This is a genomic window from Streptomyces sp. NPDC059861 (genome assembly GCF_042731435.1).
Taxonomy (GTDB): domain Bacteria; phylum Actinomycetota; class Actinomycetes; order Streptomycetales; family Streptomycetaceae; genus Streptomyces.
Window position 1 is genome coordinate 12,907 of sequence record NZ_JBHWJQ010000062.1, and the last position, 14,829, is coordinate 27,735.

Genomic DNA, 14,829 nt, shown 5'->3' on the forward strand with positions numbered 1-14,829 from the left:
CCCTAGGGCAGCGGGTTCTTGCGGGCGATCACCCGGTACGCGTTGGAGAAGCCGGTGCGGCGGGCCAGGGGCGCCAGGGTGTGGTCCAGGGCCGTGGCCGTCAGGCGTACGGGGGCGGTCGCGGCCGTCAGGGCCGCGCGCGCGGTGAGCTGGAGGACCGTGGGCGGGGTGGCGCGCCAGGGGGTGTCGGGGGACGGGAGGGCCTGGGAGAGGGCCCGGGTCGCCGCCGTGGCCAGGTCGGCGGGGATGTGGGGAGCCGCCTCGTCCGTGCTGAGGATCGTGCAGTTGCCGTCCTCCAGGGCCTTGTGGACGTTGGCCGGCGGGAGCAGATGGAGCTGGCGGGGCTGGGCGTGGGCGGGCCACCACTTGCCGAGGAGCGCGGCGAAGGCGCTGTGCGGGTTGGCCAGTTCCAGGACGAGGTGGCCGCCGGGGCGCAGGGCCGCGATCGCCGCCTTGAGTTCCTCACGGGGCGACGGCGCCCGTTCCAGCTGGTGGAAGACGCTCACCACGTCGTAGCGGGAGCGCAGCCGGCCCAGCAGGCCGGGGGTGGTGAGGTGGCCGACGTAGGCATCCTCCACACGTTCCGTCGCGCGGGCGCGCAGCACCCGCGGGGTGGGGTCCGTGCCGTCGAAGGACGTGTACGGGAGCAACTCCTGTGCGGCGGCCGGGAAGTCGCCGTCGCCCGTGCCGACGTCCAGCCAGCTCTCCGGTTCCACGAGGTGCAGCATCGCCCGGACCCGCTCGCGGTTGCGGCGGCGTGAGGACGGGCTCTCGTACCCGTCCCGGTCCCGGTGGTAGAAGGCCATGCCCTCGGGCGTGAGGCCGGGGTTCTGGAAGACGTGCGCGCAGTCCTCGCACTCCTCGACGGTGAACGTGCCGGGCTTGCCCTGGATCACGTCGGGTGCCGTGAGGCGGACGCGCAGGCGCTGCCCGCCGCACCAGGGACAGCTCTCGCGGCGCGGCGCGTGGAAGCGCTCGGTGCCCTGGGCGAGTTCGGCGAGGTACTTGGCACGGCGCAGGTCGATCGCCGGCCAGGCGGAGGGGACGGACGACGACATGGGCGACTCCCGGGGCGCGACGGACAGGGCGGGGAGGGACGTACGACAATCCGCTGCAAAACGGAACGTATGGGATCCCGATCTTGGGTGCAACGACGTGGTGGGTTCGTGGCCGCCATGTGGCGCCGTCCCGTTCGACCGGGGCCGGTACTGTTCGGCGAATGAGCTCGCTGAATCTCGACGACTTCACCGATCTGATCGAGCGCCCCGACGGCGGGGTGCGCCGCGACGCGGAGGCGCGCCGGGAGCGTCAGATCGTGCCGCCCGGGTCGCTGGGGCGCCTCGACGACCTGGGTGAATGGCTGGCCGCGGCGCAGGGTGCCGTACCGGTGCGGCCGGTCGAACGGCCGCGGGTGGTGCTGTTCGCCGGTGACCACGGCGTCGCGGAGCTGGGGGTGTCGGCGCGGCCCGCGGGGAGCGCCGTGGAACTGGTGCGCGACGTACTGGAGGGCGGCCGGCCGGTGTCGGTGCTCGCCCGGCGGCTCGGCGTGCCGGTGCGGGTCGTGGACATGGCGCTGGACTGCGATCCGCAGGCCCTGCCCGAGGACGTGGTCAGGCACCGGGTACGGCGCGGCAGCGGGCGGATCGACATCGAGGACGCGCTGACGGCCGAGGAGGCCGAGGCGGCGTTCCGGGCCGGGGTCGCGGTGGCCGACGAGGAGGCCGACTCCGGTACGGATCTGGTGGTGCTCGGCGATGTGAGCGTGGGCGGCACCACGGTGGCCGGGGTGCTGGTCGCCGCGCTGTGCGGGACCGACGCGTCCGTGGTGACCGGGCGGGGCGGGCTCGCGATCGACGACCTGGTGTGGATGCGCAAGTGCGCGGCGATCCGGGACGCGTTGCGGCGGGCGCGGCCGGTGCTCGGGGACCAGTTGCAGTTGCTGGCCACGGTCGGCGGGGCGGATGTCGCCGCGATGACCGGGTTCCTGCTCCAGTGCGCCGTGCGGAAGATGCCGGTGATCCTGGACGGCGTGGTGGCCGCCGCGTGCGCGCTGGTGGCCCAGCGGGTCGCGTTCCGGGCGCCGGACTGGTGGCTGGCCGGGCACAACAGCGGGGAGCCGGGACAGGCCAAGGCGCTGGACCGGATGGCACTGGAGCCGCTGCTCGACCACGCCGTGCGGGCCGGCGAGGGCACCGGGGGCCTGCTGGCGCTGTCCCTGGTGCAGGCCGCGGCGGCGCTCGCGGCGGAGCTGCCCGTCAAGCCCGAGGAGCCCGAGGAGCTTGAGGAGAAGCAGCCGGCCGATGAGCCGGAGGCGGTGTAGAGGACGCCCGGGAGCCGCGCCCGACGAACCCGTTCGCCCGCCGGTCCCGCGCCGAACGGGGGCCGCTGCACCGGACGGTCCGGAGGGGCTGCGCGTGGCGGGCGCGGGCCGTGGCGATGACGCTCACGGCCGGCCGCGCGCCTCACCGCCGTGCCGCACTTCGCGCACGGCCGGCCCCGGGGCCACCGCTTCGTGCAGAACACCGGGACGGTCCGCGTCGACGGCCTCGCGGTGTACGTCGGCCGACGGTACGCGGCGAACGTCACCGCCGCGGAGGTCCCGGCGGTGCTGGTGCGGTGCGGGATCGCCGCGCCGTGTCAGCGGCTCTCCAGGGCGCGGGCGCGTTCCGGGTCGGGCGTGCCGCCGAGCCAGTCCTGAAATCTGCGGGTGGGGCCCAGCCAGCGGCGGTCGTGGTGGTAGGCGCGCAGGCGTGACCTGGCCCGGGCGCGGGGGCGCCGGCGGTAGAGGCGCTTGGCCCAGGGCGAGCCGGGGCGGGCCAGCCGGATCGCGCCGAACAGGGCGATGAACGGGACGATCACGCCGAGGATCGCCACCCGGGCCTTGCCCTTGGCGAGGGCGACGAGCGAGAAGAGGAAGTTCGCGGCCACCGTGGAGATGACCGAGCTCCGGCCCTGGAGCTCGTCCTGGTCGAGGTCGTTGACGCCGAACGGCGCGAGTCCGGCCACCCACAGGCCGACCAGGGCGGCGGTGAGCACGACCGCCTCCACGCTCTGGCGGCCCTCCTCGGTCCAGTACACGTCCGCCAGATGCAGGATCAGGGCGAACTCGTCCAGCACCAGGCCCGCACCGATCCCGAAGATCACGGCCGAGATGTAGGACCCGAAGCCGTACCGGCCGCCGGCCACCGCGCCGAAGCCGCCGACGAGAGTGAGGACGACGCCGGGCACCACGTGGTGGACGTGCACGCCACCCGTACTGACGTTGCGGAAGGGGCCCCGGCCCGCCCGGATCATGCGGGTGATGAGCCGGGTGATCAGGAAGGTCAGCACGAAGGCGGTGAGGGCGAGCAGCAGGGGGAGCTTGCCGGGCTCGATGATGTTGCGTTCCAGCCAGTTCCCCATAGGTCCAAGTTTGCCCAGGATCGCGGTGAGGTGCTCCGCGAGCGGTCGCGTAACCTGCCCGGATGCCCCTGCTCCCGCCCCCGCACGGCCTCCGTTTCGCCTTCGGCACCCTCACCGTCCTGCCGGTACGGGTGACGCGCTGGGACCGGGAAGCCGCGCGCGGCGGGATGCTCCGCGCGCCGCTCGCCGGTCTCGTCGTCGGCCTCTGCGCGGCCGGTGCGGGTCTGCTGCTGCTGTTCCTCAAAGCCAGTCCGCCGCTCGCCGCCGTCGCGAGTGCCGCCGTCCCCGCCGTGCTCACCCGTGGCCTGCATCTGGACGGACTGGCCGACACGGCGGACGGGCTGGGCAGCGGCAAACCCGCCGAGGACGCGCTGCGCATCATGAAGCAGTCCGACATCGGGCCGTTCGGGGTGCTCACCCTGGTCTTCGTCCTGCTGGCCCAGGTGGCGGCCCTGGCGCAGCTCTACGACGGCTCCTGGGCCCGGGGTGCGCTCGCCGCCGTCGTCGCGGGAACCGCCGCCCGGCTGGCGCTGACGCTGGCCGCCCGCGCCGGGATACCGCCCGCCCGGCCGGAGGGGCTGGGCGCGGCCGTCGCCGGAGTCGTTCCGGTGCGCGGCGCGGTGGGCGTCGCCCTGGCGGTGACCGGCGCCGCGGCGGCGGGTGGGGCGCTGCTCGGGACGTACGGCATTCTGCGCGCCGCTCTCGCGGTGGTCGTCTCCGCCGCCGTGGCCGAGGTGCTGCTGCGGCACTGCGTGCGCCGGTTCGGCGGGGTCACCGGCGATGTGTTCGGCGCCCTCGCCGAGACGGCGGCGACGACGGCACTGCTGGTGCTCGTCCTGGCGTGAGGTCCCTCAGCAGGTCCGGCGCCAGACCCCCAGTTCGTACTTCTTCAGCAGCGAGCTCAGCTTCAGCCGGCGGGACTCGGCGCAGAAGCGGTCGGTGGGCAGTTCGTACTCGGCGTGGAAGACCGCCTTGCCCGCCTTCACGAAGGGGGTCAGGGCCTCGCATTCGCCGTACTGGGCGCACTGTTCGTTGACCGCGAAGTCGAAGTCGCCGACCAGTTCGGGGATCTGGTCGAGGTCGTTCTTCAGGCCGACCGCCATGCCGCGTTCATGGGCCAGGCCGGCGATCAGGCGGTTGTAGCGGAGCTGGTCGGCGGCGGTGAGGGGGAAGCCGGTGGCGTTCTCGTAGCCGTCCATGTTGTCCGGCTCGACCGCGTCGAAGCCCTTGTCGCGGCACATGTCGACGCGGGCGGCCATCAGCGGTTGCAGGACGTCGGTGCGGCGGATGTCGAGCCAGCGTTCGCCCTCCCAGCCGTTGCCCTTGCCGAGGACCGACTCGGGGAATTTTTCGGCGTCCGGGCGCCAGTCCTCCCAGGCGCCGGTGGAGAGGTAGCAGATGACCTTGCGGTCCTCGTCGTGCAGTGCGGCGACCGTGGCCTCGGAGTTGTCGAAGCCGTCGATGTCGTAGACGGGGGCGTCGACGGAGGTGTCGAGACGGCCGCGCAACTGCCACTGCCAGTCGGTGCCGGGCCGCGGCTGCCATATCTCCTCCGGCGGCTCCGGGTCGGAGGCGCAGCCCGCGAGCAGCAACAGCAGGGCGACGAGGAGGATCGGGCGTCTCACCGGGAGGGCTCCAGGGTGTGCGGCGACGTACCTCATGGATGATCTCCCATGCCGGGGACCGCGCAGTGCTGGGCCGCTCCCCGCGCCAGGTACCGGGCCAGGTCCCGGACGACTCCGGCGTGGGGCGGTCACCGTAGGCGGTGTCGGTGTGGCCGAGCACCCGCACGCCGGCCGCGCGGAGGCGGGCGGCGCGCACGGCCGGGTGCTCGGAGCAGGGGACCAGCAGTGTGCTCATCGGTGGGCGGTGGCCCTTCCCAGCAGGGCGCAGACCAGGGCCGCCTGGGCCACGGCGGCGCAGCCGTACACCGCCACGCCGGCCAGGTGCGGTGCGCCGGTGTGGGTGACGAGGACGAGCGTCTGCGCGAGGGCGGCCGTGCCGCAGATCGCCGCGGCGCCGAGGACCGCGCCGAACGACTGGAGCAGCAGGCCCGTCCACAGCACCACGCCGAGCAGCAGCAGCCCGGCCAGGCGGACGCCGCCGGGGAACAGGGTGTGCGGCCACAGCGCCGTGGTGGCCAGCGCGAGGGCGAGCAGGACGGCGAGGTAGCCGGCGAGGCACCGGGCGACGGTACCGGCGGTGACCCGCCGGAAGGCGCGGGGCGTGCCGGTGGAGCGCAGCCCGGCCAGGCTGCCGCTGCGGAAGCGGTGCAGCAGCCATTCGGCGGGGCCCATGCTGAGCGTGAGCGCCACGGCGGCCGGTGCGCCGAGCGCGCTCGGCCCCTGCCCGGTGAGGACGTCACCGAGGGCGGCGTGCAGCACCAGGACACCGCCGGCCACCCCGAAGAGGGCGTAGGGGAGGGACGCCGACAGGCGGGGGCCGCCGGTGCGGCGCGGCACCGGGCCCAGCGCCCCGAAGGGCAGCAGTGCCGTGAGCCCGGCCGGCCGGCTGCCCTCGCCCAGTTCCTTCGCTGCGGGCGCCACCTCCCGGCAGGCGAGGGCCGTGACCGCCGCGAGTGAGGCGAGCAGCAGAGCGAGGCGGGCCGCCTCGGGCACGTCCGTGAGCAGGGCGGCCACGGCTCCCGCCGCCATCGGCAGCAGCGCGCCGAGCAGGGCCCGTTCGCGGCCGAGGACCAGCACGGCGGTGGACGCGCCCAGATAGCAGGACTGGGCGGCGGCGAAGGCCACGGCGGACGGGCCGGCGGCGCCCGTGGCGGCGAGGGCGGCGAGGGCGCCGAGCACGGCACCGAGCGGGCCGCCCACGAGGAGGCAGCGGCGGGCGGCGGAGCGGTCGCCGAGGCTCAGCCAGGAGTACGCGCGGTGGGCGAGCCCCTGGTTCCAGGCCCAGCCCGTCAGGGCCCCCGCGAGGAGCGGGATCGTGCCGGCCGGGAGGCCGACGTCGTCCCGCGGGCCGGCGAGGAACGGGGCGCCGAGGACGTAGGCGAGGCCGGGGAGGGCGAAGACCACGCCGCGCAGCAGGCAGCCGATCAGGCCGGCCTGCCAGGGGTCGTGGACCGGGCCGTCGGGTTCGGGATGGCGGCGCTCGACGCGTTCGTAGAGCTCCTCGCCGAGGGCGAAGGAGTTCTTCACGCCGTACCGCTCGCGTATCTGGGCGTCGGACAGGCCGTCGGACTCCAGCAGCGCGGCTATCTCGTCGGGATGGACGGCGGCGGCCACGAAGTCGGCGAGGCGCTCGGCGAGTTGGCCGACCGGGTCGGGCCCCGCCCAGCCGGGGGTGATGCGCCGGCGCGGGATCACGGACAGGGTGTCGGGGCGGGCCGCCGGGGGCAGCCGGATGTCTCCGCTCACCAGCCGACCCCTCCCCCGGACGTCGTCCGGGCGGACTCCCAGGTCGCGACGGACGCGTACCAGGGGTCGCGCAGTTCGGCGGTCCAGTCGGCGACCGTCTCCAGGGTCGGCTCGTAGACCTCGGCCCGCCCCGCGAGTTCCTGGTAGATCGTGCCGAAGTTCTCCACGCAGCGGCGGAGCGTGAACCGCTCGATGACCCGCCGACGGGACAACTCCGCGAGCCTGAGGCGCCATTCGTCGTCCCGCAGCAGCGTCAGCGTCGCCGCGGCCATCTTCTCCGGCTCGCGCGGCGGCACGACCAGACCGGTGTCACCGACCGCCTCGCGCACTCCCCCGACGTCGGTCGAGACCGTCGTGCGCCCGCAGGACATGGCCTCGATGATCGAGAACGGGAAGCCCTCGGAGATCGACGACAGCATCACGACGTGCCCGGCGGCGTAGGCGCGCCAGACCTCGCTGATACGGCCCTCGAAGGTGAGGCCGTCGGTGACGCCGAGTTCGGCGGCGAGCTTCTCCAGGAGGGTGCGGTAGGCCTCGCCGCCGGGCGGGACGGGGCCGAAGAGGCGCAGCCGGGTCTCGGGGAGTTCGGCGCGGACCATGGCGTAGGCGCGCAGCAGGGTCTCCAGGTCCTTGATGGGGTCGACGCGGCCGCACCAGGTGAGGGTGGGGACGTCGGGTTCCGGTCCGGCGTGCGGGAAGGCGGCCGGGTCCACGCCGTTGTAGACCGTGCGGATCCGGTCGGCGTCGGCGCCGCCGCGCTCCTCCCAGCGGCGGTTGTACTGGTTGCACGGGGTGATCAGGTCGGCCGCGCGGTAGCCGTGCGAGTTCAGCGCGCGGTAGAAGCCGAGCATGAACGCCTTCACCGGCCAGCGCTGGGCGTCACGGCGCTGGCCGAGGTAGCGCTCGCGCAGGTAGATGCCGTGCTCGGTGAGCAGGAACGGCACACCGTCCAGCTCGTGCGCGGCGAGGGCGGGGAGCGTGGCGAGACCGCTGCTCACCGCGTGGGCGACGCTGTCCCGCGGGATCCGCACCCCTAGCGGGCGCAGCGCGTGTTCCAGCAGGTCCGTCGCGGTCAGGGCGTCGTGGACGGTGGGCCGGGCCGCCGCCGTCGGCAGATGCGGCATCGTCCAGATCCACATCAGCGAGCGCAGCGCCGACTCCGTGCGCAGGGCCGCCGACAGCCGCCCGTCGCGGGCCAGGCGGGCCAGCTCGGAGAGCGCCTGGCCGAAGTCGAACGACGACTGCGGGTCGAGGAAGGACAGCAGGAAACGCTCGTAGGAGTCGAGGAAGCGGCGCCGCGCCCGGCCGTACGGCGCCCGCCTGTGGCCCGGGCGCGGGCCCCAGGTCGGGACAGTGGTGTGCCGGTAGACGTTGGGCGGCAGTTCCCAGGTCACGGGTTCGCGGCCGCTGCCGGTGAGCGAGACGATGTGGAAGTCGACCTCCGGCATGCCCTTCACGAGCTGGTCGCACCAGGTGCTGACCCCGCCGTGCACATGCGGATAGGTGCCTTCGGTGAGCATGGTGACGTGACGGCCGGTGCGCATCGCTGCGCCGCTCCCCCCTGTTTGCGGATCCTGTGCGGGGGCTGCGGCCCGGACCACGGCCGCGGGCCGTGGTGGGCCGGGCGCGCCCCGCGGCGGAGCCGCATGTCAGATACGGCCCCGCGCCCCTGAAGGCGTCGGCTCTACGGCAGCTTCAGAGTGACCGCCGACTGGAGCAGGCCCGGAACCGACCAGGCCGAGCTCTTGCCGGCGTAGGGGGTGCCGAAGGTCGCCGTGCCCAGCAGGAGTTGCTGCCTGGTGCCCCGCGGCGCGGTCACCGGAATCTCCACACCGCTCGGCGCGCCGACGGTGACGGTGTTGCCGATCCGGTACGCCGTGACGCGGTTGTCCGCGACGGCCTTCTGCCACTCGGCGCGACGCTGGAGCTCGGTGCCGAGGGCCTTCTGGCTGAGGTTCTCCACCGGCGTGTTGTCGGCGAACAGCGCCCGGTACTCGCCGAGCACCCCGTCCAGCACGGGGTACAGCAGCCGCTCCTCGGCGAGGTTGGACTGGTGCACGTAGTGCGGTCGCGGGTCGTTGTTCAGGGCGTGCCCGAGGGCGATCCGGGTCTCCTGCGGGACGATGTGGGACGCGTAGCCCGTCGCCGGGTCCAGCGGGTCGTCCAGGCAGGTGGACGTCGGGTTGTTCTCGCAGATGCCGCTGCCGCCGTCGGCCCTGGAGGTGTAGATGAAGTTGTACTCGTCGGCCATCTCCTTCGCCGTCCCGACGTTGTAGTACACGTTCATCGGGTGCCGGGGCACGGTCAGCGCGCTGCCGGCCGCCCGCTGCTCGGGCTCGCGGGAGTTGTCGGAGGCGATCCACCTGACGCCGTTGTCGGCGAGGGCGCGCGCCAGGTTGGGGTTGTCCTCGGGCTGCTGCGGCAGCGTCCTGAGGCCCGAGTGCTCGCCGGTGACGAGTTCCGTGCGGTCGACGGGCAGGCCGTTGCGCACCCCCCAGTCGTGGTTGTCTCGGATCTGCGCGGCGATCTCGGTGCGGCTCATCCACCGCGTCGTGCCGTCGGCGTTCTTCGCGCAGGTCCACGGCACGGTGGAGGTGTCCTGGACGCAGCCCAGGAACGGGTGCGTGTAGGTGTGGTTGATCCAGCGGTACTGGTTGCGGTCGGCGATCAGCCGCGCGGCGAGCGCGTCCGCGCCGCCGTTCTGCGCCTTCCACTCCTCGCCGGAGCCGGCGTTGTAGACCATGTCGAGCGTGAAGCCGCGCTCGCGCTGCCATTGCGCGGCGTACTGCACGTCGGCGGCGGTCATCCGGATCGGCGTGGTCCCCTCCCCGGTGCCGTCCGCGCAGTCCAGGTCGCCGGGCGTGCAGTCGCGCTCGGTGTCCCAGCGGGCGTCGGGGGCGAAGACGTCGTCGACGTGCACGGCGAAGTAGTTGCGGTCGCGGCCCAGGTGCACGCCCTGGGTCAGCCACTCGACGATGCCGCGGGCCAGCGCCCGGAACTGCCGCTGGTGCTGGTTGTAGGCGAACGTGACGACGAGTTCGCGGCGGCCGTCGTGGGCGTACTCACCGACCAGGCTGCCGCGGCCGATCCCGGCCGGCACCGGGACGTCCACGTAGCTGGTGAAGCCGCTGCGCGGCCGGGCCACGAAGCCGTAACTCTCCTGCACGGACGGCGAGTTGTCCTCGAAGGCGAGGGCACCGTCCAGGTAGCCGAACGGCCCCGCCCGGCCCGCGTCGGTGACGGCGGCCTGCTGACCGTCGAGGGTGCCGGCGTAGCCGCCCTCGCTGGTGTGGTCGAGGCCGACCCCGGGGTGCGCCCAGGTGTAGGCGTCGACCTGCGGGATGCCGTACGTCCGCTCGTAGGTCTCCAGCGCGGTCTGCTCGGCGGAACCCGCACCGAACGGGGCCTCGTCGGGCAGGACGACCCCCTGGAACCTGGCCCGGGGCGCGCCGTTCACGGTGTCGCTCAGGCCCCGGTGATCGTCGGGCGGTTCGGGTCGGTGAGCCTCACCGTGGTGTACGGGATGCCCGTGCTCTTCAGTTGCGCGGTGATGGCCTGGACGGGGCTCTCCCCGTTGTCCACGACCAGCACCCTCAGATCGATCCGCGGCGTGGGTGCCGCGGCTGCGCCGGGTACGCCGATCCCCACTGTCAGCAGTCCCGCGGCCGTCAGGACGGCGGCCGTGGATCTCCGTATGTGCGCGCGTCGCGCCATGGTGGTCCTCCCCCCAGAAGATCCCCGCGCGCCCCGGAAGGCCTGTGTGCACTTGTGACGGACGCACGGCGGATCGGTGGAAATCATGCAAAGCGGTGAGCGTCCGGCTCACCCGAACCCGATGAGTGTGACTCAGGTCATGGAGTGCGAGGATCGGTAAATGGCGACGACGCCACTCACAGGTGAACGCCCGTAGGAATGCTCGAACAGACACCGGGCGTAGGCTCGTGCCCGGTCGATACCGGACCAGGTACAGAGTCCACTGCACGAGCGATCCAAGGGTCGGCTGTCGGGCCCGGTCGGCCCACCCCTCGGCCACAGGAACTTCACATCGGAAGCGAGATTTCACCACCGTGACTGCTCTCACTCTCAGCACCGCCGCGGCGCCCGGCCTGCGGGCCGACGCGATCGTGATCGGTGTCGCCAAGGGCGACAAGGGCCCCGTCGTCGCACCGGGCGCCGAGGCCGTTGACAAGGCGTACGACGGCGGACTCGCCGGCGTCCTGGAGACCCTCGGTGCCTCCGGCGCCGAGGGCGAGGTGACGAAGCTGCCCGCCCCGGCCGGATTCAAGACACCGCTCGTGGTGGCGGTGGGCCTCGGCGCCCGACCGGAGAAGGACGCGGAGTACGGCGCGGAGGCGCTGCGCCGGGCCGCCGGGGCCGCCGCCCGCGCACTGGCCGGCGCCAAGAAGGCCGCCTTCGCGCTGCCCGTCGAGGACTCGGCCTCCGTCGGCGCGATCGGTGAGGGCGCGCTGCTCGGCGCGTACTCCTTCGACGCCTACAAGGAGAACGGCCAGGCGGCCGCCGCCAAGGACAAGAAGAACGGCAAGGCCCCGCTCGCCGAGGTCACCGTGCTCGGCGCCAAGCCGCGCGACAAGGCGCACAAGCTGGCGGTGGAGCGCGCCACGGCCGTGGCCGAGGAGCTCAACCGCGCCCGCGACCTGGTCAACACCCCGCCGAACGACCTCAACCCCGAGGCGTTCGCCGCGGTCGCGCAGGCCGCGGCCAAGGAGCACGGCATCAAGGTGCAGGTGCTCGACGAGAAGGCGCTGACCAAGGGCGGCTACGGCGGCATCCTGGGCGTCGGGGCCGGCTCGGCGTCGGCGCCGCGGCTGGTGAAGCTCTCGTACACCTCCTCGAAGGCGAAGAAGCACCTCGCGTTCGTGGGCAAGGGCATCACCTACGACTCGGGCGGCATCTCGCTGAAGCCGGCCGGTCACAACGAGACGATGAAGTGCGACATGAGCGGGGCGGCGGCGGTGTTCGCGGCCGTCGTCGCGGCCGCGCGGCTCGGTCTCGAGGTCAACGTCACCGGCTGGCTGGCGCTGGCCGAGAACATGCCGTCCGGCTCCGCGACGCGCCCCGGCGACGTGCTGCGGATGTACAGCGGCAAGACGGTCGAGGTGCTGAACACCGACGCCGAGGGCCGACTGGTGCTGGCGGACGCCCTGTGGGCGGCCTCGCAGGAGAAGCCCGACGCGCTGGTGGACGTGGCGACCCTGACCGGGGCGATGGTGCTGGCGCTGGGCAACCGGACGTTCGGCGTGATGGCCAACGACGACGCGTTCCGGTCCGTGGTGCACGAGGCCGCGGAGGAGGTCGGTGAGGCCGCGTGGCCGATGCCGCTGCCCGAGCACCTGCGCAAGGGGATGGACTCGCCCACCGCCGACCTCGCCAACATGGGTGAGCGGATGGGCGGCGGGCTGGTCGCCGGTCTCTTCCTGCGGGAGTTCGTCGGCGAGGGGATCACCTGGGCGCACCTCGACATCGCCGGGCCCGCCTTCAACGAGCAGGGACCGTTCGGGTACACGCCGAAGGGCGGCACGGGGTCGGGCGTGCGGACGCTGGTGCGGCTGGCCGAGCTGACGGCCGCGGGTGACCTGGGCTGACGTCCGCCCACTGAGTCGTGACCGACTGTCGCGTCACGGGTGCGGGTGAGCTGTGGCTGGTTTCGCAGTTCCCCGCGCCCCTTCCGGCGTGGTCCTTCCCGTCCGTCGACAGGCGACGCCTCACGCATGTGACAGCTGAGCGTGCGACGTATCACACCCCGGCCCCGCGTCTCGTCCGGTGCCGACAGGTGCGAAGATGGGGCTCGGCAGGACAGGGCCCCACCGAAGGGCCGAAGTACAGCGGCCGGACACCAGCCGCCAGCCGGTCGACGTCGACCGGCGTACGGCGCACATGCATGGAGGACGTGACGTGGCGAACGACGCCAGCACCGTTTTCGACCTAGTGATCCTCGGCGGTGGCAGCGGTGGTTACGCCGCGGCCCTGCGCGGGGCTCAGCTGGGCCTGGACGTCGCCCTGATCGAGAAGGACAAGGTCGGCGGCACCTGCCTGCACCGGGGTTGCATCCCCACCAAGGCCCTGCTGCACGCGGGCGAGATCGCCGACCAGGCCCGCGAGAGCGAGCAGTTCGGCGTCAAGGCCACGTTCGAGGGCATCGACGTCGCCGGGGTCCACAAGTACAAGGACGAGGTGATCTCGGGCCTGTACAAGGGCCTGCAGGGCCTCGTCGCGTCCCGGAAGGTGACCTACATCGAGGGTGCGGGACGGCTGTCCTCCCCGACCTCGGTGGACGTCAACGGTCAGCGCGTCCAGGGCCGCCACGTCCTGCTGGCGACCGGTTCCGTGCCGAAGTCGCTGCCGGGCCTGGAGATCGACGGCAACCGGATCATCTCCTCGGACCACGCCCTCGTCCTGGACCGCGTGCCGAAGTCGGCGATCGTGCTCGGCGGCGGTGTCATCGGCGTCGAGTTCGCCTCCGCCTGGAAGTCCTTCGGCACCGACGTCACGGTCATCGAGGGCCTCAAGCACCTCGTCCCGGTCGAGGACGAGAACAGCTCCAAGCTTCTTGAGCGCGCCTTCCGCAAGCGCGGCATCAAGTTCAACCTGGGCACCTTCTTCCAGAAGGCCGAGTACACGGCCGACGGTGTCAAGGTCACCCTCGCCGACGGCAAGGAGTTCGAGGCCGAGGTCCTGCTGGTCGCGGTCGGCCGCGGCCCGGTCTCGCAGGGCCTGGGCTACGAGGAGGCCGGGGTCGCCATGGACCGCGGTTACGTCCTCGTCGACGAGTACATGCGGACCAACGTCCCGACGATCTCGGCGGTCGGTGACCTGGTCCCGACGCTCCAGCTCGCGCACGTCGGCTTCGCCGAGGGCATCCTGGTTGCGGAGCGGCTGGCCGGTCTGAAGGTCGTCCCGATCGACTACGACGGTGTCCCCCGGGTGACGTACTGCCACCCCGAGGTCGCCTCCGTGGGCATCACCGAGGCCAAGGCCAAGGAGATCTACGGCGCGGACAAGGTCGTCGCCCTGAAGTACAACCTGGCGGGCAACGGCAAGAGCAAGATCCTGAAGACCGCGGGCGAGATCAAGCTCGTCCAGGTCAAGGACGGTGCGGTGGTCGGCGTGCACATGGTCGGCGACCGTATGGGCGAGCAGGTCGGCGAGGCCCAGCTGGTCTACAACTGGGAGGCGCTGCCGGCCGAGGTCGCCCAGCTCATCCACGCCCACCCGACGCAGAGCGAGGCGCTCGGCGAGGCGCACCTGGCGCTGGCCGGCAAGCCCCTGCACTCCCACGACTGACCCCCTCGGTCACTGGGCGCGACGACACAGACTTCCGCAATTCGTAAGGAGCAACCGAAACCATGGCGGTTTCCGTAACCCTTCCGGCGCTCGGCGAGAGCGTCACCGAGGGCACCGTCACCCGCTGGCTGAAGGCCGAGGGTGAGCGCGTAGAGGCCGACGAGCCCCTGCTCGAAGTCTCCACCGACAAGGTCGACACCGAGATCCCGGCCCCGGCCGCCGGTGTCCTGGCCTCCATCAAGGTCGCCGAGGACGAGACCGTCGAGGTCGGCGCCGAACTGGCCGTCATCGACGACGGCACCGGTGCGCCGGTCGCCGCTCCGGCTCCGGCCGCCGAGCAGCCCGCCGCGCCGGCCGAGGAGCCGGCCCCGCAGGCCCAGCCGTCCACCGAGCAGGCCGCCCCCGCGCCGGCGCCCACCGCCGAGGCCACGGCCGGCGGCGGCAGCGCCGAGGGCACGGACGTGGTCCTGCCCGCGCTCGGCGAGTCCGTCACCGAGGGCACTGTCACCCGCTGGCTGAAGTCGGTCGGCGACAGCGTCGAGGCCGACGAGCCGCTGCTGGAGGTGTCCACCGACAAGGTCGACACCGAGATCCCGGCGCCCGCCTCGGGCGTGCTGCTGGAGATCACCGTCGGCGAGGACGAGACGGCCGAGGTCGGCGCCAAGCTGGCCGTCATCGGCGCCCCGGGTGCGGCTCCGGCCGCTGCCCCGGCTCCCGCCGCCCCGGCTCCGGCGCCCGCCGCCGAGACCCCGGC

At 73.2% G+C, this 14,829-nt stretch carries 10 protein-coding genes and 1 pseudogene; 5 read left to right on the forward strand and 6 right to left on the reverse strand.

Annotation, left to right across the window (positions count from 1 at the left end; translation table 11 throughout):
- Positions 1 to 2: 2 nt before the first annotated feature.
- Entirely contained in the window at positions 3 to 1,058 is a 1,056-nt protein-coding gene (locus ACFV6X_RS34115; protein ID WP_385390177.1) for a class I SAM-dependent methyltransferase, read from the reverse strand.
- A 161-nt stretch (positions 1,059 to 1,219) separates the two neighbouring features.
- Between ACFV6X_RS34115 and cobT the strand changes: the two genes are divergently transcribed.
- A complete protein-coding gene (gene cobT, locus ACFV6X_RS34120; RefSeq protein WP_385390179.1) occupies positions 1,220 to 2,320 on the forward strand; it encodes a nicotinate-nucleotide--dimethylbenzimidazole phosphoribosyltransferase in 1,101 nt (366 codons plus the stop codon).
- 317 nt (positions 2,321 to 2,637) lie between these two features.
- Here the strand turns inward: cobT and ACFV6X_RS34125 are convergent, their stop codons facing one another.
- Positions 2,638 to 3,402, reverse strand: coding sequence for a hypothetical protein (locus ACFV6X_RS34125; protein ID WP_385390181.1), 765 nt, complete (start codon positions 3,400 to 3,402; stop codon positions 2,638 to 2,640).
- A 62-nt stretch (positions 3,403 to 3,464) separates the two neighbouring features.
- On the opposite strand from ACFV6X_RS34125, the gene ACFV6X_RS34130 reads away from it, so the two are divergent.
- A complete protein-coding gene (locus ACFV6X_RS34130; protein ID WP_385390182.1) occupies positions 3,465 to 4,247 on the forward strand; it encodes an adenosylcobinamide-GDP ribazoletransferase in 783 nt (260 codons plus the stop codon).
- Between the two features lie 6 nt (positions 4,248 to 4,253).
- Here ACFV6X_RS34130 and ACFV6X_RS34135 read toward each other — a convergent pair whose 3' ends face one another.
- The 4 genes and pseudogenes from ACFV6X_RS34135 to ACFV6X_RS34150 form a co-directional block, all read right to left on the reverse strand.
- Positions 4,254 to 5,063: an endo alpha-1,4 polygalactosaminidase gene (locus tag ACFV6X_RS34135; protein ID WP_385390183.1), complete on the reverse strand. Its 810-nt coding sequence runs from the start codon at positions 5,061 to 5,063 to the stop codon at positions 4,254 to 4,256.
- A gap of 195 nt (positions 5,064 to 5,258) precedes the next feature.
- The gene (locus ACFV6X_RS34140) at positions 5,259 to 6,773 is read right to left on the reverse strand and encodes a hypothetical protein (protein WP_385390185.1); all 1,515 of its coding nucleotides are present in this window, start codon (positions 6,771 to 6,773) and stop codon (positions 5,259 to 5,261) included.
- Positions 6,770 to 8,317, reverse strand: a complete 1,548-nt coding sequence (gene pelF, locus ACFV6X_RS34145; RefSeq protein ID WP_385390186.1) for a GT4 family glycosyltransferase PelF — start codon at positions 8,315 to 8,317, stop codon at positions 6,770 to 6,772. The genes ACFV6X_RS34140 and pelF overlap by 4 nt, the downstream gene beginning before the upstream one ends.
- A gap of 140 nt (positions 8,318 to 8,457) precedes the next feature.
- Positions 8,458 to 10,487: pseudogene (locus ACFV6X_RS34150) on the reverse strand (hypothetical protein).
- Between the two features lie 353 nt (positions 10,488 to 10,840).
- On the opposite strand from ACFV6X_RS34150, the gene ACFV6X_RS34155 reads away from it, so the two are divergent.
- The 3 genes from ACFV6X_RS34155 to ACFV6X_RS34165 all read left to right on the forward strand — a co-directional run.
- On the forward strand, positions 10,841 to 12,376 hold the full coding sequence (locus tag ACFV6X_RS34155) for a leucyl aminopeptidase (protein WP_385390188.1): 1,536 nt from the start codon (positions 10,841 to 10,843) through the stop codon (positions 12,374 to 12,376).
- A gap of 310 nt (positions 12,377 to 12,686) precedes the next feature.
- Positions 12,687 to 14,075, forward strand: a complete 1,389-nt coding sequence (lpdA, locus tag ACFV6X_RS34160; protein ID WP_385390190.1) for a dihydrolipoyl dehydrogenase — start codon at positions 12,687 to 12,689, stop codon at positions 14,073 to 14,075.
- Between the two features lie 62 nt (positions 14,076 to 14,137).
- A partial coding sequence (locus ACFV6X_RS34165; protein ID WP_385390191.1) for a biotin/lipoyl-containing protein occupies positions 14,138 to 14,829 on the forward strand: 692 nt, incomplete at its 3' end.